Source organism: uncultured Rhodospira sp., assembly GCF_937138205.1.
In the GTDB taxonomy this organism is placed as follows: Bacteria; Pseudomonadota; Alphaproteobacteria; order Rhodospirillales; family Rhodospirillaceae; genus Rhodospira.
The window spans coordinates 1-19447 of record NZ_CAKZOT010000003.1 but is presented as its reverse complement, the minus strand read 5'-3'; the positions used below and the strand labels follow the sequence as shown (position 1 = coordinate 19447).

The following is a 19447-nucleotide window of genomic DNA, read 5'->3' as shown; positions in this document are numbered from 1 at the left end:
CGTCCCTAGCGGAAGCTCTTGGCGATCTGGTCGATGCCGAGGAACCGGCTGTAGACCAGGACCAGGGCGCTCAGCAGCGCCAGCAGCAGCAGCGACAGCGCCGAGCCCAGCGGCCAGTTCAACTGCGTGACGATGGCCTCGAACACCAGGTTGGCGAACATGGCGTCGCCCGGCCCGCCCAGGACCATGGGCGTGATGTAGGTGCCGGCCCCCAGCACGAAGCACAGCAGCGAGCCCGCCGCCAGCCCGGGCACCGACAGCGGCAGGGTGACCTCCTTGAACGCCTGCCATCCCGTGCAGCCCAGCGAGCGCGCGGCGTCGGTCAGGCTGCGGTCGATGCCGTCCAGGCTGACGTAGATGTTCAGGATCATGAACGGCAGCAGGAAATGCACCAGGCCCAGGATCACCGTGGCCTCGTTGTAGAGCATCTGGATCGGCTCATCGATCAGGCCGGCCCACAACAGGGCGCTGTTCACCGCGCCGGAGACCCCGAGGATGTTGATCCAAGACATGGTGCGGATGATGTAGCTGACCCAGAACGGCAGCATCAGCAGCACCAGCAGCAGCGTCTTGTGGCGCGTCGGGGCGTAGGCGATGTAGTAGGCGGGGATGTACCCCACCAGCGCGCAGGTGATCGTGGAAAGGGCGGCGATGCGCAGCGTCTGGATCAGGATGTCCCGATAGAACGGATCGGTCAGCACCTCCCGCCAATTGGCGAGCGAGAAGGTGACCTGATCCGCCCCCGTCGCCGTGCGCAGCCAGAACGAATAGACGACGATGAACAGGGCCGGTATGACCAGCAGAAGGGTCACCGACAGCAATGCCGGCGACAGCAGCACCCAGGGCCGCCGGTCAAACCCGGCCAAACGGCTGGTGATCGCGGTCACCGCAGCGCCTCCCCTTGCCGTGACATGCCCCTGTATCCGCCGCGACCCGTCGCGCGACGCCGCCGGTCCAGTTTATCCGACCTAGCCGTTCGATCTATGACGCCCGGTCAATGGACTCGGCGCAAATAGATACCGACAATGCAATGAATAACCTGTCGCTATAATGACCGGGAGGGAGGGACGGCCATGATCGAGATGAACGACTCCGGTGCGGTGGCCGACACTGCCAATGCCCCTGTCGACGCAACCATCGGAACAATGGCCGAGCCTTCCGCCGAAGCGCCCCTCGCCCGACGCGACTTCGACTGGAACCTCCTGCACACCTTCATGGTGATCGTCGAGGAAGGCTCCATCACCCGCGCCGCCAACCGCCTGCTGCTGCGCCAGCCGAGCGTCAGCAACGCCCTCAAACGGCTGGAGGACCGCCTGGGCCAGCGGCTCATTGACCGCGCCCCGGGCCGCTTCGAGTTGACCGACCAGGGCCGCGTGTTGTTCCGCGAGTGCCAGGAGATCTGCGGTGCCATCGGCCGCCTGGGCCACCTGATGAGCGACCCCGAGGCGGACCTGGACGGCCACATCCGGCTGGTGACGGCCAGCCATGTGGTGTTCCCACCGCTGGACGACGTGCTGGCCGCGTTCCACGCCCGCCACCCCCTGGTGACGCTGGATATCGAGGTCGCCCCGTCCAGCGTGGTCACACAGATGGTGTTGTCCAAGCAGGCCAGCGCCGGCCTGTGCCTGGTGGCCCAGCCGCATCCGCAGCTGGACTACCGCGTGCTGTTCCGCGAGCACTTCGGGTTCTTCTGCGGGCCGCGTCACCGCCTGTTCGGCCGCACCGACCTGACCATGGCCGACCTGGCCGAGGAGACGTTCGTGTCGTTCGTCACCGAGAAGCCCCAGGACGCCTTGCGGGCGGTCAGCATCCTGCGCGCGCAGCACCGACTCAACGGGCGCGTCATCGGTTCGGCCGCGAACCTGGAGGAAGTGCGCCGCATGATCGGCGCCGGCCTGGGCATCGGCGCCCTGCCGATCCACGCCGTGGCCCGAGACGTGGCCGACGGCCTGCTGTGGCGCCTGCCGCCGGGAGACGATGCCCCGCCGCCGGGCGGGCCGCCGGCGGTGGACGTGTTCCTGGTGACCAACCCGCGCACCACGCTGTCCCAGGCCGAGCGGACCTTCGTCGACCTGCTGACGAAGCGGCTGGACGAGGCCCCGGGCGGCCTGTTCGTGTATCCGGAGGGAATGGCGGCCCATTCGACCGGTTAGGCGCGGGCGTTGGCGATCGACCGAATTCCGAGATAGTGTGTGATCTCGACTGATCGCCCCAGGACTCGCGGAACCGATGTCATCCCCCACGTTCGAAGAGCGCGCCCCGCACGAACAGGCCTTCGCGCGGGTGTTCGACGACCAGATCCTGCCGCTGCTCTTGGCCCATCAGGGCGAACGGGACGCCGCCCGGCGCAAGGGCCGGCGGTGGGCCGCGTTGGTGGGCGCGCTTGGTCTGGGGGCCGCCTGTGCGGTCCTTGTTTTTGTTCCGTCCGGGCCGGTCCTGATCGCCGCGCTGCCGGCGATCGCGTTGACCACGGCGGGAATGGCCGTGGCCGCGCGACGCGGCCCCAGGGCCGCGTTCGACCACGACATGGCCCAGCGGATCGGCCCCATCCTGTGCGAGGTCATGGACATCGACCGGTTCGAGCATCGCGTCGACCTGGCGTTCCTTGACCCGCACCCGTTTCGCGACCTGCGCCTGGTCGACTGGTTCGACGGGGTCGACCTTCAGGACGGCCTGGACGGCGCGTGGCGCGGGGTCCGCTACCGGATGGTCGAGGCCCGGTTGACGCGGCGCCGTTCCCAGGACGATCGCCGGTCGGGCCAGCATACCGTGAACGTGTTCCGGGGCCTGCTGATGCGCATCGAGACCCCACGGGACATGCCGACGATCCTGTTCCTGCGGGCGCGCCGGGGCGTGCTCGGTTGGCTGCGCGGCCGCTTCGCGCGCTTCGAGGGCATGGAGCGCCTGCCCTTTCCCGACCCGGAGGTCGAGGCCGCCTACGACACCTACGCCAGCGACGTGGAGACCGCGCGGACGGTCATCACCCCGGCCTTCGGGCGCACCCTGCTGGCCTTGCGCCACGACCTCCAGGGGGGGCGGGGGCACCTCGCCGCCGCGTTCCAGGGCCGGCACCTTTACCTGGCCGTGCATCGCAAGGAGGACTTCCTGCGTCTCGGCGCGGCCGACCTGGAGCCGGCGGCGTTCGCCGCACGCTGCCGCGCGGCGCTGGCCGACCTGATGATCCCGCGCCGGGTGATCGACACCCTGGTCGGCGCGGGCGGTGAAGAGCTGTGATAGGCTCTTGACTGGCTCGAAACGACTCGACATCCGCCGAGTCGGATCCTTGGCGCGAATCAATCTTGCATTTTCATCAATTCCCGCCTGCCCAGTTTGTTTTCTTCTCGTATCTCAGGAGGTTACAAACGGGGACTTCGGGCTTGTCTCAACGCCCTTTAAAGATGGCGCGAAGCCTGCTATTTTTTTGGCAAAAGGTACCGGCACGTGGTTCGGTTGACCCGGGCGCGGCCGGAGCGTGTCTCCACCTCCAGAAAGGAAGCGTGTGATGGCGGAATCATTTGGTGCAGGTGGCCCCAGCGGGTCGAGCGGCGTGCTGTCGTCGACCATGCGATCCATTACACGGCAAGCCGGCGACCCCCACGACCATGAAACGCGCCGGATTGAAGACGTGGTGAGTCTGTCGCCGCAAGCGACCCGTGAGCAGTCGCCGCTTGATCGTCCGGTCGAACCGGTTGAAGCGGCCAACAGCCTGAACAACCCGGGTGCCGAAAGGGCCCGCCAGGCTCGCGAGCGGGCCGAGACCAAGGCCGAGGAAGCCCAGCAGGCCCGGGACGAGGTGCGCGCGGCCAAAGCCGATTCCGAGGCCGGGGTCGAAGGGCCGGTCAATATCGGCATGGCGGCGGCCATTTCCATTGGCGCGCCGGACATGGTGAAACGCTTCGACGTCAATGGCGACGAACGCCTGGACCAGATTGAACGCGAGAATGCCATTCAGACGGTGCAGTCCGAACGGTCGTTTGAACAGGCCCGGGGCGGCGGCGTGCTCATCGGCGGTGGCTCTGGCGAGGACGGCGCCAAAGGCGATACGGACACAGGGTCCGCCGTCTATGCCGAGGCGCAAGCCAGGCGCGCCGAAGCGGCCCAACGCTACGCCGAGGAAACGGCAAAGGCCGAGGAGGCCCGCGCGGAACGCATTGCCGAACTGGAAGAACGCGCCGCCAGAGGGGCGGAGGTTGCGGCCACGCTCGGGCCGGAGGCCAGCGAGGCCTATGCGCGCACCGAGGAGCTCGACCAGCCCCACGCCGACCCGCACGGGATCAAGGCCTGATCCGCCCCCCCCTCCGCACTGAATGGCGTGGATCGCTTTGCGTCGTGTCCGCTTTTGCGCGGACCATGACGTGAAGCGGTTCGCGTGCCGGCCTGTAAAAACCCTGGCGCGCCCGATTCGAGCCAAGGCACCCACCAAATACCCGCATAAATTTTGCCTATCTGGCCCGGACATCTGGCAATGTGTTGCTCTGCGGCAACAGGCGGCCGCGACACGGCCCGTTCAACCGGCCCCTGATGCCCGCCCGATGCGTCCGCGCCTCCCCGACGCGGGTTCAAGACTCGGGTCGAACGCATTTTCATCAAAATTTTTTTTGCCGATGCCGGGTGGCGTTTCGCCCCCGACCCCTCCCATCTGTCATGTTGCGGCGCAAGAAGAATCGGGATAGCCATGCGCCGCCCGCATGATTAGGGTCAGTGTGGTTCGACCAGAAGGGTGGCGGACCCAAGCGAACAGGACTGGGGCGAGACGCCGGACGGAATACACAGCGTCTGGGGCAGAAGGGTGTCGCTGTCGAAAAATGGCCCCTGACCTTGACCGATCGGGCGCCAGGCGCCCGCGACGCGGACGTTTGAACAGACTTTAATGTGACGGCAGTGCTTGGCGTTTGCCCCAGCGGGCGCGCAAGAGGGTGCGTTTGCCGCACGATCCCGCATAGCGGGCCGAAACCGCCGACGATGGGGCGGTGTGGGCTCTGCGGTGTGGGGTCACCAGGACACGAGGTTGACCGGTGCGTTTGCTGTCGAACCCCTATCATCTCCTGACGGGCCTGGCCGCCCTGCTGCTGGCCGTGCTGGTGTTGACCGGCCCGCGGACCGCATGGGCCGACGTCCCGTCGGCGGCGCTCCCCTCCGACCTGCGGGTCGACTGGACCCGCATGGTGGTGTCCAAGCAGGAACTGCTGTGCCTGGCGCTGAACGACTACTGGGAAGCGCGTGGCCAGGACGTCCGCGCCCGCGTGGCGGTCGCCCAGGTGGTGCTGAACCGCGCCCGTGATCCCCGCTACCCGGACAGCATCTGCGGCGTCGTGACCGAGAACCGCTCGGCCCGCCCGCGCCTGTGTCAGTTCTCCTGGTATTGCGACGGCCGCAGCGACACACCGACGGAAACCGAGGCGTGGCGCCAGTCGGTCCTGCTGGCCAAGTCCCTGCTGACGCGCAACAACGCCATCAGCGACCTGACCGGCGGCGCCCTGTGGTACCATAACCGAAACGTTGATCCCGACTGGAGCGGACGTCTGGAGTTCGCGGCCCGTGTGGGCGATCACTATTTCTATCGCGAGACCGGCCCGCGCGTTCTGCAGGCCGGCACGCCGCCGCAGACCTTCGCCGACTGGACGGACGAGCAGGCCCGGTCTCAATCGGACCAAGCCACGGACCAGTTGGCGCGCTCCAACGATCGATGATCGCGCGGCGCCGCCGGAACGCCGGCAGGCCGGGATGACGGGGCGAGCCTAACACGGTTCGCCCTTTCTGTATGGCGCGGGCCATTTGACGCGGGGGCGCCGCTGCCCCGCCGATCCCGCTGGTCCCTTTCCTTGGCCGGCCGGGTGCGGTATGTGGCTCCGCACAGGCCATCCGGGACCGGCGCCACATCACGACTGCCGGTACGACCCCCAGCCAAAAGGACACGAGAGGACCATGGCATATCGACAAGACGGTTACCGCGTCGCCGTGATCGGCGCGACGGGCAACGTCGGCCGCGAGATTCTGTCCATCCTGGCCGAGCGCGACTTCCCCGCCCGCGAGGTCATCGCCCTGGCGTCCGACCGCTCGGCCGGGCAGGAGATCTCGTTCGGCGAGGATCAGGTGCTGAAGGTGCAGTCGCTGGAGACCTTCGACTTCACCGGCACCGACATCGCCCTGTCGTCGCCCGGCGCCAAGGTCTCGGCCGTGCACGCGCCGCGCGCTGGCAAGGCCGGCTGCGTGGTGATCGACAACACCTCGCAGTTCCGGATGGACCCCGACGTGCCGCTGGTGGTGCCGGAGGTCAATCCGGAGGCCATCGCCGGTTTCCGCACGAAGGGCATCATCGCCAACCCGAACTGCTCCACCATCCAGATGGTGGTGGCGCTGAAGCCGTTGCACGCGGCGTTCGGCATTCGCCGCGTTGTGGTCTCGACGTATCAGTCCACGTCCGGCGGCGGCAAGTCGGCCATGGATGAGCTGTTCAACCAGACGCGCGGCATCTTCATGAACCAGCCGTGGCGTGACCATCAGGCCAAGTTCACCAAGCAGATCGCGTTCAACGCCATCCCGCACATCGACGTCTTCATGGACGACGGCGCCACCAAGGAAGAGTGGAAGATGAACGTCGAGACGCGGAAGATCCTCGATCCTAAGATCAAGGTGCACGCCAACTGCGCGCGTATCCCGTCGTTCATCGGCCACGCCGAATACATCAACATCGAGACGGAAAAGCCGATCGACGCCGAGTCCGCCCGCACCGTCCTGCGCGCGGCCGAGGGTGTCACCGTGGTCGACCATCGCCAGGACGAGGGCTACGTCACCCCGGCCGAATGCGCCGGTGAGGACCCTGTCTACGTCTCGCGCATCCGCGACGACGCCACGGTCGACAACGGCCTGTCGTTCTGGTGTGTGTCCGACAACCTGCGCAAGGGCGCGGCGCTGAACACCGTGCAGATCGCCGAGGTGCTGTGCCGGGACTATCTGGACGCGTGATCGAGGGCGGGCGCGGGCGCCCCCTCACTCTGACTCGGTGGTCTCCTGGTCGGCGAGGGCCGTCGCCTTGGTATCCATGCGGTCCAGGGCGGCGCGGGCGCCGCCCAGCTTGCCGACCATGGTCTCCAGGTCGCGGGCAATGCGGAACACCTCGCGCGCGGCCTCCTGCACGTCATGGGCGGTGGCGGTGCTCTCGCGGGCGGCGTCATTCACCTGCGTGACGATATGAAACACCGAGCGCGTCTCCTGCGCCGCGTGGCGGGCGTCCGCCGAAACGCCGCGCGCCGTGGTGGAGACGTGCTCGATGGCGTCCGAGATGGTCCGCGCCTGTTCGGCGGCCCGGGCCATGCCGCCGCTGATGGCCTCGGTGCCGCGGGACTGGACGGCGACGGACTCGTCGATCCGGTCCACGGCCGCGTGGACCTCGGCGATGACCGTCGCGACGTCGTCGATGACCGCCACGGCGGACGCCGTGCCGTCACGCACCGCGTCGATCCGGTGGGCGATGTCGTCGGCGGCGGACGCGGCCTGGTCGGCCAGTCCCTTGACCTCGGAGGCGACCACCTGGAACCCCTTGCCGGCGGGGCCGGCGCGCTGGGCCTCGATGGACGCGTTCAGGGCCAGCATCCGGGTCTGGGCGGCAATGGCACGGATGGCGTCGACCACCTTGGTGATCTCGCCCACGGCACCGCTCAGGGTTTCGACCGCGCCGCCGGCTTCCCCGGCCCGCGTCGAGGCCGTGGCGGCGGTCCGCGCCGCCGCCCGGGCGGTGTCGGCGATCGCCGTGATGGCCCGCGCGATCTCCTCCACATTGCTGGACGCGTCGACCACGTGGCCGGACATCGAGCGCGACGCATTGGCGATGTCGAGGACGTTTTCGTTCAGACTGCCGACGCCCTCGGACATGTGCGCGACGCGCCCGGACACGTCGTCGGTCATGGCCGCGACGTGCCCGGCGCGGTCGGTCATGATGCCGGCGTCGCGGCTCATGGTGTCGGAAATGCCGCGCAGGCTCATGGAGGACTGCAGCAGGACATGGGCATTGCCGGCCACGTTGAGGACCATGCCCTGCAGCCTCTGCATCAGGAGATTGAAGGAACCGGCCAGTTCGCCCGCCTCATCCCCCGTCGACTCGTCCAGGCGCTGCGACAAGTCGCCGCTGCCCGTGGCCAGTTCCAGCATCGCCTTTTGCAACATGCCGGTGCCGAGGGTGGTTCCGTGCTCGGCCACGTTCAGGCCCTGCAGTTCCTCCTCGGCCGAAACGCGGATGCCAAGGGTCGCGTTGAGGACCCTGAAGAACACGTAGGCCGTGCCGAACGCCCAGACGAACGCCATGCCCGCGCCCAGCATCTGCACGCCGACCTGGGTCAGGCGGTCAGCGGCGGCCAGGGCGTCCGGCGTGGCCAGCGCGCCGGCCATGATGGTGCCCCAGGCGCCGCACACGCCGTGCACCGGCACCGCGCCGATGCAGTCGTCGAGGCGGAACCGGTGCTCCAACGCGTGCGCGGCCAGCACCGCCACCACGCCGCTCGACAGGCCGATGAACACCGCGCCGTAGGTCGTCACCGCGTCGCACCCCGCCGTGATGCCGACCAATCCGCCCAGCACGCCGTTGATGGCACGGTCGGGCCGGAACACGCCGTCAACCTGGCGGCCGATCAGCATCGAGGCGATGGAGCCGAAGGCGCCGGCCAACATGGTGTTGGAAATGATGTGGGCGAACGCCGGGTCTCCGGTCGTGGTCGAGCCGCCATTGAAGCCGATCCACCCCACCCACAGCAGGATCGCGCCCGCTGTCGACAGGACCGCGCTGTGTCCGTGGATCGGCAGCGGCTTGCCCGTCTCCGGGTCGAACCGGCCGATGCGCGGGCCAATGACGATCACCCCGGCCAGGGCCACCCAGCCGCCCACCGAGTGCACCACGGTCGAGCCCGCGAAGTCGATGAACCCCATGTCGGCCAGGATCGCCGGATTGTCGCCGTCCAGCAGGTTGCCCCAGGCCCAGTGCCCGAACACGGGATAGATCAGGATCGAGATGAAGCACGTCACCGCCAGATAGGCCGAAAAGCTCATGCGTTCGGCCACCGCGCCGGAGACGATGGTCGCCGCCGTGCCGCAGAACACCACCTGAAAGACGAAGAACGTGTAGGTCCAGTCGTCGAGTTGGCCGAACGTCAGCCCGCCCCAGCCCAGCCAGCCGCCGCCGAAGACCGACGGGCCGAACATGACGCCGAAGCCGATGACGTAAAAACCCACGGTGGCGATCACGAAGTCGGCGATGTTCTTCTGGGCGACGTTGATGGAGTTCTTGGACCGCACCATGCCGGCTTCCAGCAACAGGAACCCGGCCTGCATCAGGAACACCAGGGCGGCCGCCGTCATGGTCCACATGTGGTCCATGCTGGCCTGTTGGGCGGCGAGCGCCGCCTCCATCTCGGCGCGCAGGTCGGCCAGGGTCTCCGCGTGCGCCGTTGCCCCACTAGTGATGAGGACAGCGACCGCGACGGCAACCCAGGCCGCCGCGCGCAAGGCCCCCGCCGCCGTCCGTGCACGCGAACGGGCTTCTCCCATCCGGTCCATGATCCCTTCCCCTCCCCGAGTCGGTGGCTGGACTGCCTACGGTTTGAGCGCCGCATTGTGGCCGCCCATTTTTCTAGCTTAATTTCCCTTGTTTCCGTGTGGCAATGGGTTTTCTCGGCATGGCGGCAGGCGCGGGGCGGGCTGACGTTATACCGGTCTCCAACAGTCGCGCTTGACCGCCGGCGATCCTCGCCTCACCTGGAGTCGCGAGCGCCCGCCGGCCGACGAATGAACTGACTTTCAGTCGTCGGCCGGTGAAAGACTCACGATAGACAGGCACTCAGAGCAGGCTCGTGTCGACCCAGCGGACCAGGGTGGCCAGATCGAACACGGGGGCGTCGCATTCGTGCCGGATGCGGGCGGCGAACGGTCCCAGGGCGGCGCAGTCAAGAATAACGGCATCGAGTCGTCCGCCCGCGCGGCCGCGCAGGCGCTGGGCGGCCAGGGCGGCGTCGGCCTCGGCGGCGGTGGCGTCCAGGGTCGGGCGGTCCTCGCGCAGAGCCGGATACAGCGCGCGCGACAGCTCCATGCCCTCGATGGCGACCGTCGCGTCCCCCGGCGGGAGCCCGATGTGGTCCGGCGTCAGCGTCCGGGAGTCGAAGGTCAGGATACCGATGTGAGCGGTCGGGCCATGGGTGGCGCGCACCAGCGGCAGAACCATCAGGGCGCTGGTGAACACCGGAACCGACACCGCCGCCCGCAGCCGGGAATGGGCGTCGGGCGGGAGGCTGAACCCGGTGGCGATCACGCGGGCACCGTCGGCCTCCAACATCCGCGCGGCCTCGCCGACCGCTTCGACAACCGACGCGCCGACGGCGTCCGCGCCGTGACCCACGCGCGCGTTCCGGATGCACCGGTACAGGGCGCGACCCTCGAAGGTATCCGGATGGCCGATATCGCCTGGGAGCCGGGGAACCCGTGTATCGAGAAGAATAACCCCGACCGGTCCCGCGCCGGCGGGGCGCTGGGAGGCTGCGATAGGTGGGAACGGGCGATCGGTCATGGGCGGCCGCCCTGCTGGCGGTGGAAAAGACAGCGCGAAGGGCCACGCAAGCGGCCCCCGAGACCCCGGGGCGTCAGCCCGGCGGCGCGCCCAGCGAGGAGGCGCCATCGCCCCTGGCCAGGGCGTAAATGCCACGCTGGCCGGGCACCGGCTTGAACTTGTCCGACACGCCCAGCACGGTCTCGGCGCCGCCCAGATACAGCACGGCGTCGTCGGCCATGATCTGGGAAATGGCGTTCAGAACCTTGGATTTCGTCGGCTGGTCGAAGTATATCAAGACGTTGCGGCAGAAGACCACATCGAACTGGCCAAGCCCGCGCAGATCGCCCAGCAGGTTCAATTCTTTGTACTGAACCATGGATTTGATGGCGGGGTCGATGACCCAGTTCTCGTCCTTCTTCTTGAAGTATTTGACGAGAAGGGCCATGGGCATCCCCCGCTGCACCTCGAACTGGCTGTAGGTGCCGGAGCGGGCCTTGTCCAGAATCTCCCGCGAGATGTCGGTGCCGACGATATCGATCTTCCAGCCGTTCAACCGGGCCGACTCTTCCCGCAGCAGCATGGCCAGCGAATAGGGTTCCTGGCCCGAGGAGCAGGCAGCCGACCAGATGCGGAAGGACTTGCGGGCCGCACGGGCCTTTATCAGGTTCGGCAGGACGATGGACTTGAACTGGTCGAACGGCTTGTTGTCGCGAAAAAAGAACGATTCATTGGTGGTCATCGCCTCGACCACCAGGGTTTCAAGCGCCGCGTCCCGCTTCTTCAGCGCCATCATCAGGTCGTCCAGGCCCTTGAGGCCCCGTTTGCGCGCAAGCGGCATCAACCGGCTTTCGAGCAGGTAGGCCTTGTCCCGGGTCAGGACCAGCCCTGATCGCTCCCGCAGGAGCCTGGAGACGTAGTCGAAGTCGTCCGGTTTCATGAGACTAGCGCTTGCTCGCGATTTTTGAGATGAACGGGCCGATGTCGCCGATCGGCAGCACGGCGGTACACAGCCCCGCCTGGGCGACCGCCCCGGGCATTCCCCAGACGACGCTGGTGGCTTCGTCCTGGGCGATGATGGTCCCTCCGGCCTCGACGATCATGGCGCCCCCCTTGGTCCCGTCCGATCCCATGCCTGTCAGTATCACGCCGAGCGTGCGACGGCCATACACACTGGCGATGCTACGAAACATGGGATCAACCGATGGTCGACAGAAGTTCTCGGGCGGGTTTTGATTGAGGCGAATCACCTTTTGCGCGCCACGCCCCTCGACCACCATGTGATAGTCGCCCGGCGCCACATAGACCTGGCCGCCCTTGATCGCCTCGCCGTCCTTGCCTTCGTGCGCCTCAAGGCCCGCGGCGCGGCTGATGTGGCCCGCCAGGATGGTGGTGAAGGTGGCCGGCATGTGCTGGGTGATGAGGATCGGCTGGCGCACGCCGCCGGCCGCCTTCAGCGCCCCCAAAACGGAAAACAGGGCCTGGGGGCCGCCGGTGGAACTGCCGATGGCGATCACGTCGATGGCCTCGGCGATGGCCGGGGCCTTGCGCAGAACGATCGGGGGCGCGGCCTGCGGCCGCAGCGTGGCGGCCGGCTTGGCGGGCGCGGCCGGCCGGGCGCGGGCGGCGGTGAAGGTGGACGCGCCGCCGCCGCGGCGCTTCTCGCGCCGGCGGGCCTGGCCCAGTGCCTTCACCTTGGTCACCAGGTCGTGCTTGAACCCGCCCTCGGCGGTGATCTCCCGCGAGGCGGTGGGTTTGGGCAGGTATTCGGCGGCGCCGGCCTCCAGGGCCTGCAGGCTGATCTCGGCGTTTCGCACGGTCAGGGTCGAGGCCATGATGACCTTCAGGCCCGGGTCTTTCTCCAACAGCTTGGGCAGGGCCGACAGGCCGTCCAGCACCGGCATTTCGATATCCAGGATGGCCACCTCGACGTCGTGCCGGTCGAGCGCCTGGACGGCGAGCTGGCCGTTGCCCACCGAGGCGACCACCGTGATCTGCGGATCGCTTTCCAGGATGCGCGTTTCCAGGCCCCGCACGACGGCGGAATCATCAACGACCATGACCCGGATTGGGCCATCATCCGCATCGCCGGGCGTGCGCGTGGTGCTCCTGAACGGTGGTGAAGACAAAAAGCGAGCCCTTTGATTGCCGTCGGTGGGAGGTGACGCGCACGTGGTGGCGCGTCCGGAGATGTCACAGTGCCATCAGCGGCGCGCTCCAGTCCCGGCCTCGGCCGCCGCCCCAGCGAATGGCCCAAAGGGCCACCCCGTGGGCAGGACGTCGGCGGGACCGCGCGTCACTCGTCGATCAGGCCGACCTGCGCGAACTTCGCCTGCAGGATCTCGCTGTCGAACGGCTTCATGATGTATTCGTTGGCGCCGGCTTCGATGGCCTCCTGGATGTGTTCGATGTCGTTCTCGGTGGTGCAAAACACAACCACGGGCTTGTCCCCTCCGGGCATCGCACGCAATGCCCTCAGGAACTCGATGCCGCTCATGACGGGCATGTTCCAGTCCAGGAGAACGGCGGTGGGCAGGTGAGCCTGACAGAGTTCGAGGGCGCCCTTACCGTCCTCGGCCTCCTCGGTCTCGAAACGCATTTCCTGAAGGATCTTCTTGGCCACCATGCGGATGACCTTTGAATCGTCCACGATCAGGCAAGACTTCATGACGAACCTTCGTATCCCGAGCGGTCCAAGGGCAGCCGACTGAAGGCACCGCCCATTCTGGCGACCGAAAGCGGCCCACACCCGCGACGCTTGTGCGCCCCTCGCCGACCGCCATGATCGTTAAAGGCCAAATCGGCGGACCCGTCAAGGACGCCGGTGGCCCGCGCGTGCCGCCTGCGGTCAGCCGGAGGCCAGCGCCGCCTCGATCGCCGCCAGCGCCTCGGCGGCCTTGTCGGCGTCGGGGCCGCCGGCCTGGGCCATGTCGGGGCGGCCGCCGCCGCCCTTGCCGCCCACCGCCGCCGCGCCGGCGCGTACCAGGGCCACGGCGTCATGGGTGCCCTTCAGATCGTCGGTCACCCCCACGACCAACGAGACCTTGCCGTCGGCGGTGTTGACCAGCGCCACCACGCCGGAGCCGATCTGTTTCTTGATCTCGTCGGCCATGCCCTTGAGATCCTTGGCCGGCACGTCGGCCAGCAGGCGCCCGGCGAAGGTCACGCCATTGACGGCCTTGTCGGCCGGGGCCGCGCCGGCCTGGCCACCGCCGCCACCGCCGCCGCCCAGGGCGAGCTTCTTGCGGGTCTCGGCTAGTTCCTTCTCCAGGCGCTTGCGCTCCTCGACCAGCGCGGCGATGCGGCCCGGCACGTCGGCGGGCGCGGTGCGGAGCGCCTCCGCCGCCTGGGTCAGCAGGGCGTTGCGGCCGTTGAACCAGTCCAGCGCCGCGTCGCCCACCACCGCCTCGATGCGGCGAATGCCGGCGGAGACCGCGCCCTCGCCGACGATCTTCAGCAGGCCGATGTCGCCGGTGCGGCCGACATGCGTGCCGCCGCACAACTCGACCGAATAGACCGGACGGGACCCGGCCTCCGGTGTGCCCATGGAGACCACCCGCACCTCGTCGCCGTACTTCTCGCCGAACAGGGCCATGGCGCCGGCCTCGATGGCGGCGTCCGGCTCCATCAGCCGGGTGGTCACCGCTTCATTGGCGCGGATCTGCGTATTCACGATAGCCTCGACCTGGGCCATCTCCTCGTCGCGCAGCGGCTTCGGGTGGCTGATGTCGAAGCGCAGCCGGTCGGGCGCCACCAGCGAGCCCTTCTGCGTCACGTGCTCGCCCAGCACGCGGCGCAGCGCCTCGTGCAGCAGGTGGGTGGCCGAGTGGTGCGCGCGCAGGGCGGAGCGGCGCTTGCCGTCCACGTCGAAGCGGACCTCGTCGCCGACCGAAATCGGGCCGTCCTCCACCACGCCCCAGTGGACGATCAGTTCGCCCAGCTTTTTGTGCGTGTCGCGCACGCGCACGCGGCCCTTCTCGGGCACCGAGATTACACCCGTATCGCCCATCTGGCCGCCCGATTCGCCATAAAAGGGCGACTGGTTGGCAATGACAGCGACCTCAGTCCCGGGCGTGGCGGCGTCGACCGGTTGCCCGTCGACGACGATGGCCTGGATCCGGCCCTCGGCGCTTTCCGTGGCGTAGCCAAGGAAGTCACTGCCGCCGTGCGCATCGTACAGCTCGAACCACAGCTTCTCGGTGGCCGCGTCGCCGGACCCGGCCCAGGCCTTGCGGGCCTCGGCGCGCTGGCGCTCCATGGCGGCGTCGAAGCCGGCGGTGTCCACGCTCATGCCCTGGCCGCGCAGGGCGTCCTGGGTCAGGTCCAGCGGGAAGCCATAGGTATCGTAGAGCTTGAAGGCCACCTCGCCCGGCAGCGTACCGCCCTCGGCCAGCCCGGCCGTCTCGTCCGCCAACAGGCGCAGGCCCCGGTCCAGCATCTGCCGGAAGCGGCTTTCCTCCAGCCGCAGGGTCTCGGTGATCAGCGCCTGGGCGCGTTCCAGTTCGGTGAAGGTCTGGCCCATCTCGCGCACCAGCACCGGCACCAGCTTATACAGGATGGGGTCGCTTACGCCCATCATGTGCGCGTGGCGCATGGCGCGGCGCATGATCCGGCGCAGCACGTAGCCACGCCCCTCGTTCGACGGCAGCACGCCGTCGGCGATCAGGAACCCGCAGGAGCGCAGGTGGTCGGCGATGACGCGGTGGCTGACCTTGTGCGGGCCGTCCGGATCGGTGCCGCCGGCCGCCGCGATGGCCTCGATCAGAGCGCGGAACAGGTCGATGTCGTAGTTGTCGTGTTGGCCCTGGAGCACGGCGGCAATGCGCTCCAGACCCATGCCGGTGTCGATGGAGGGCCGGGGCAGGTCGATGCGCTCGTCCTTGGTGACCTGCTCGAACTGCATGAACACGAGGTTCCAGATCTCGATGAAGCGGTCGCCGTCTTCGTCCGGGCTGCCGGGCGGACCGCCGGGAATGTGCTCGCCGTGGTCGTAGAAGATCTCCGAGCACGGCCCGCACGGCCCGGTCTCGCCCATGGACCAGAAATTGTCCGACGTCGGAATGCGCAGGATCTTCTCGTCGGGCAGACCGGCCACCTTGCGCCACAGGGCGGCGGCGTCCTCATCGGTCGAGTGCACGGTGACCAACAGGCGCTCGGGCGGCAGGCCGTATTCCTTGGTGACCAGACGCCAGGCGAAATCGATGGCCTCTTCCTTGAAGTAGTCGCCGAACGAGAAGTTGCCCAGCATCTCGAAAAAGGTGTGGTGGCGCGCGGTGTGCCCCACGTTGTCCAGGTCATTGTGCTTGCCGCCGGCGCGCACGCACTTCTGCGAGGTAACGGCGCGGCTATAAGGCCGCTGCTCGTTGCCGGTGAAGACGTTCTTGAACTGCACCATGCCAGCGTTGGTGAACATCAACGTCGGGTCGTTCAAGGGCACCAGCGGGCTGGAGGCGACGTGCTCGTGGCCCTCGCGCCGGAAGAAGTCAATGAAGGTCTCGCGGATCTGGGTCGTGGTCTGCATGTCTGGCGTGGTTCCGTTCACCGTGCGGGATAAGCCCCGGGGCGCCGTGCGCTTTTACCGCGCGGTGCGCCCCGGAGTCCAGGTGAGGCGAGGATCGCCGGCGGTCAAGCGGAACTGTTGGGGACCGGTATAACGTCAGCCCGCCCCGCGCCTGCCGCCATGCCGAGAAAACCCATTGCCACACGGAAACAAGGGAAATTAAGCTAGAAAAATGGGCGGCCACAATGCGGCGCTCAAACCGTAGGCAGTCCAGCCACCGACTCGGGGAGGGGAAGGGATCATGGACCGGATGGGAGAAGCCCGTTCGCGTGGACGGACGGCGGCGGGGGCCTTGCGCGCGGCGGCATGGCGTTGGTCTGGGCGTTCGGCACGGCCTTCGTGGTGCCCCGCCCAGGCCTTGAAGCGTGATCTGGCGCCCAACTTTGGTATGGGTGCGGGGCTCACACCGGGCGGTCGAGCAGCCCCGCCTCCTCCAGCATCGCGCGCACCGGTGCCAGGTGTTCGGCGTAGCGCCGCCACCGGCCCACCGAGCCGGTGAACACCGGCTGGCGCACCTGCCACTTGCTGGCCGTGTAGACCGCCCGTTCGGTCTCGTGGAAGCGCAGCACGGCGTCGTCCCACGGCAGGCCGAGGAAATCGATCAGCCGCCGGCCCTCGCCCTCCAGGTCGGTCACCAGGGTCTCGTAGTCGACCTCCAGCATCCACGCCGGCAACACGACGCGCCAATGGGCCATGATGCGCGCGTGCTGAAGGATGGCCTGGCCGATGGTCTCCAGGCCGTTGGCGTAGGGCACGCCGTCGGCGAAGTTCTGCTGGAACAGCGACAGGGCGGTATCCATCGGGTCGCGGCGGCAGACGATGACCCGCGCCTTCGGGAACAGCAGCGCGATCAGGCCCAGGCGCATGGCGTTGTCGGGCAGCTTGTCGCTGACCCGGGCGGCGTCCGGCTTGCCGGCGCGGCCGGCCGCGTCGTCCAGCGCGGCCAAGACTTGCCCGGCGGCGCCCGACGCCGCGTCTTGGCTCATGGTCGCCACGCCGTCGGGATATGCCGGCACCTCGGCCTGGATCGCCGGCCACAGGCCCAGTTCGCCGGCGCCCACCACGGCCGGGTGGCTGGCGATCATCTGTTCGACCAGCGACGTGCCCGAGCGCGGCAGGCCGACGATGAACACCGGCCGCTCGCTGTCGTGACCCAGCGGCGCGAGGGACTCGAACAGCTCCGGCGTGAACACCTCCCGCGACCGCTCCACCAGGGCGTCGCGGCGTGGGATGTCGTCCGGCCGTCCCCGGCGTTGCAGGCTGTTGGCCTCGGACAGGGCGGTGAACACCTCGGCTGGGTCGCCGCCGGCGTCGTCCAGCGCCTTGCCGAGCGCGAACAGCGCTTCGGTGCGCGTGCCCCGGTCCGTGACCGTGGCCGCCGCCCGCCGCAGGGCATCAAGCGCCGGGTCGCCGGCCGCCACCTTGCCCGACTTGACCAGGCCGCGCAGGGCGATGACGTTGCCGGGCTCGCGCTCCAGCGCCGTCCGATAGGCCGCCCGCGCCTCGTCGAAGCGACCCTGGCGCTGCAGGGCGTCGCCCAGGGTCAGGGATACCCCGGCATGGTCGGGTGCGCGATCGCGCAAGGGCGCAAGAAGGGCTTCGGCCTCGTCCGCGCGCTGGTCACCGATCAGCATCCCGGCCAGGGTGACGACCCGGTCCACATGCCCGGGGCCGTCACCGGACAGATCCACGGCCGTTCGCTGCGCGGCCAGGGCCTCGGCCGCGCGGCCGAGCCCCGACAGCGTCAAAGCGAGATCGTTCCAAACCGCCGGGTCCTTGGGGGCCTTGTCGCGGGCCGCCTCCAGCACCGGCAGCGCCTCGGCCGGGCGTCCGTGGCGCAGCAGGGCGCGGCCGTGCAGCGCCAGCGCCTGGCCATCGTCGGCGGCCAGGGCGAGGGCGGCGCGGGCCTCCTTGATGGCGCCGGCGGTGTCGCCGGTCTCCATCAGCGCCTTGCCGTGGGCGATGCGGGTGCGGGGATCGCGCGGCGCGCGGTGGGCCGTGTCCGCCAACACCACCAGCGCATCGCGGTGGCGGCCCAGGTGCCACAGGGCGCTGCCGGCGTTAAGGCCGTGGTCGGGGACGTGCGGCTCAAGGGCGGCGCCCTGGGCGAACAGCCGCGCCGCTGGCTCCATGTGGCCCGTGCGCGCGGCGATGACGCCCAACCCGCCCAGCGCGGCGGCGCACCGGGGATCGGTGGTCAGGGCCTGGCGGAAGCGGCCCTCGGCCGCGCGCAGGTCGCCCTGGGCCAGTGCTCGCTGCCCCTCGCTCGCCAGCCGGCGCGCCCGGGCGGTGTCGGCTGGGGAAGCGGCGGATGGGGCGGACGAGGACGCGGGCGGGGCGGCACCCGGCACCATGTGCGCCAGCGTGCCGCCGGCGGAGGGACCCGCCGGCCGTCCCGGCGAGGGTGAGGCTGGGCGTGGCGTGCCGGCCTTTCCGGACTTTCCGGTCTTTCCGGGCTGTTTGGGCTTTCGGGTCATGCGGGCTCCGCCGGGCTCGACTCGGAACAAGGGGGCGCCCCAGGATAGCGGGCACGGCGCGGAATGCCAGGGGGCGACAGCCGTCCTCCGGCGCCACGCCACGCGGCATTCGCACCTGGGTCGGCATTCCGGTGGGTCTGGGAGGCGTGCTCCTGGTCCGTGGCGTTCCCGCGAGCGACGGCGCCGGCTGGACGGACTGGGCCGGTAAGGGATCTGGCCCCGGTCAGAAGGTTTGCAGGACCAGCGCCCACCGGTCATCGACCGCGCGCAGCAGCACGATCTTCAGGGCCTCGTTCTGGGGCTGGGTCCGTCGTGCCTCGGCGAACGCGTCCTCCAGGTCGGGGACCCAACGGGCGCGCGGCGTCACCGCGCCGTTGGGATCCCGGTATAGCAGGCCTTTTTCGGCGCCCGAGATGCTGATCCCGGCCGCGTAGACCGGGAACACGACGCCGCCGAGCGACGGGTCGGACACGGCCAGGCCGATCCCCGTGGAGCGCAACGTGGCCGCCAAGGCGTCGTTTGGGTCCACCGCGCGAGTCTCAAGGTCGATTCGCGCGCCGTCCCGTCGGTTCAGCACCGCCTCCGCCACCTGGGTCAAGGCCTCCCGGTGCTCGGCCAGGATGCTCAACAGGGCTTCGTCCGACGGTCGGCGGTCCGTGCCCAGGACGACGACCATGACCGCGATGCCCAGCGCCACGACGACGGCGGCAAGCAGCGGCAGGCCTGCGGCGATCCATTTCATGGCCCGACTGTCCTCGTCCGCGTGATGAGCCGGGATGCGTTGGCGCGAGTCTTGGTAACCAGCTGTTCAGGTCCGGCGGGAAAAGCCCCCCTCACGGTCGGTACAGCCGCCCGCCGACCAGGGGGTAGGGCGCCCCGGTG

Annotated in this window: 14 protein-coding genes; 5 read left to right on the top strand and 9 right to left on the bottom strand. The window is 68.9% G+C overall.

Features of this window, described 5'->3' with window-relative positions; all coding sequences use genetic code 11:
• Window positions 1-5: 5 nt before the first annotated feature.
• Window positions 6-887, bottom strand: coding sequence for an ABC transporter permease (locus Q0309_RS00510; RefSeq protein WP_299436113.1), 882 nt, complete (start codon window positions 885-887; stop codon window positions 6-8).
• 186 nt (window positions 888-1073) lie between these two features.
• On the opposite strand from Q0309_RS00510, the gene Q0309_RS00505 reads away from it, so the two are divergent.
• From Q0309_RS00505 to Q0309_RS00485, 5 genes are all read left to right on the top strand, one after another.
• Window positions 1074-2153, top strand: a complete 1080-nt coding sequence (locus tag Q0309_RS00505) for a LysR family transcriptional regulator (RefSeq protein ID WP_299436111.1) — start codon at window positions 1074-1076, stop codon at window positions 2151-2153.
• Window positions 2154-2229: 76 nt separating this feature from the next.
• Entirely contained in the window at window positions 2230-3234 is a 1005-nt protein-coding gene (locus Q0309_RS00500; RefSeq protein ID WP_299436108.1) for a DUF3137 domain-containing protein, read from the top strand.
• Window positions 3235-3502: 268 nt separating this feature from the next.
• On the top strand, window positions 3503-4285 hold the full coding sequence (locus Q0309_RS00495; protein WP_299436105.1) for a hypothetical protein: 783 nt from the start codon (window positions 3503-3505) through the stop codon (window positions 4283-4285).
• A 730-nt stretch (window positions 4286-5015) separates the two neighbouring features.
• Window positions 5016-5690 carry a cell wall hydrolase gene (locus tag Q0309_RS00490; RefSeq protein WP_299436102.1) on the top strand — a complete coding sequence of 225 codons (675 nt, stop codon included), beginning with the start codon at window positions 5016-5018 and terminating at the stop codon, window positions 5688-5690.
• Between the two features lie 235 nt (window positions 5691-5925).
• The gene (locus tag Q0309_RS00485) at window positions 5926-6966 is read left to right on the top strand and encodes an aspartate-semialdehyde dehydrogenase (protein ID WP_299436099.1); all 1041 of its coding nucleotides are present in this window, start codon (window positions 5926-5928) and stop codon (window positions 6964-6966) included.
• 24 nt (window positions 6967-6990) lie between these two features.
• Here Q0309_RS00485 and amt read toward each other — a convergent pair whose 3' ends face one another.
• The 8 genes from amt to Q0309_RS00445 all read right to left on the bottom strand — a co-directional run bounded on the left by amt (window position 6991) and on the right by Q0309_RS00445 (window position 19307).
• Window positions 6991-9546 carry an ammonium transporter gene (gene amt / locus Q0309_RS00480; protein ID WP_299436096.1) on the bottom strand — a complete coding sequence of 852 codons (2556 nt, stop codon included), beginning with the start codon at window positions 9544-9546 and terminating at the stop codon, window positions 6991-6993.
• Between the two features lie 280 nt (window positions 9547-9826).
• Window positions 9827-10381 carry a hypothetical protein gene (locus tag Q0309_RS00475; protein WP_299436093.1) on the bottom strand — a complete coding sequence of 185 codons (555 nt, stop codon included), beginning with the start codon at window positions 10379-10381 and terminating at the stop codon, window positions 9827-9829.
• Window positions 10382-10622: 241 nt separating this feature from the next.
• Window positions 10623-11468, bottom strand: a complete 846-nt coding sequence (locus tag Q0309_RS00470) for a protein-glutamate O-methyltransferase CheR (RefSeq protein WP_299436090.1) — start codon at window positions 11466-11468, stop codon at window positions 10623-10625.
• Window positions 11469-11472: 4 nt separating this feature from the next.
• The gene (locus tag Q0309_RS00465; RefSeq protein WP_299436087.1) at window positions 11473-12588 is read right to left on the bottom strand and encodes a chemotaxis response regulator protein-glutamate methylesterase; all 1116 of its coding nucleotides are present in this window, start codon (window positions 12586-12588) and stop codon (window positions 11473-11475) included.
• Between the two features lie 236 nt (window positions 12589-12824).
• Complete coding sequence (locus tag Q0309_RS00460; RefSeq protein ID WP_299436084.1) at window positions 12825-13196, bottom strand: response regulator; 372 nt, start codon at window positions 13194-13196, stop codon at window positions 12825-12827.
• Window positions 13197-13376: 180 nt separating this feature from the next.
• Complete coding sequence (alaS, locus tag Q0309_RS00455; RefSeq protein ID WP_299436081.1) at window positions 13377-16049, bottom strand: alanine--tRNA ligase; 2673 nt, start codon at window positions 16047-16049, stop codon at window positions 13377-13379.
• A 440-nt stretch (window positions 16050-16489) separates the two neighbouring features.
• The gene (locus Q0309_RS00450; protein ID WP_299436078.1) at window positions 16490-18565 is read right to left on the bottom strand and encodes a sulfotransferase; all 2076 of its coding nucleotides are present in this window, start codon (window positions 18563-18565) and stop codon (window positions 16490-16492) included.
• A 223-nt stretch (window positions 18566-18788) separates the two neighbouring features.
• Complete coding sequence (locus tag Q0309_RS00445) at window positions 18789-19307, bottom strand: hypothetical protein (protein WP_299436075.1); 519 nt, start codon at window positions 19305-19307, stop codon at window positions 18789-18791.
• Window positions 19308-19447 lie beyond the last annotated feature (140 nt).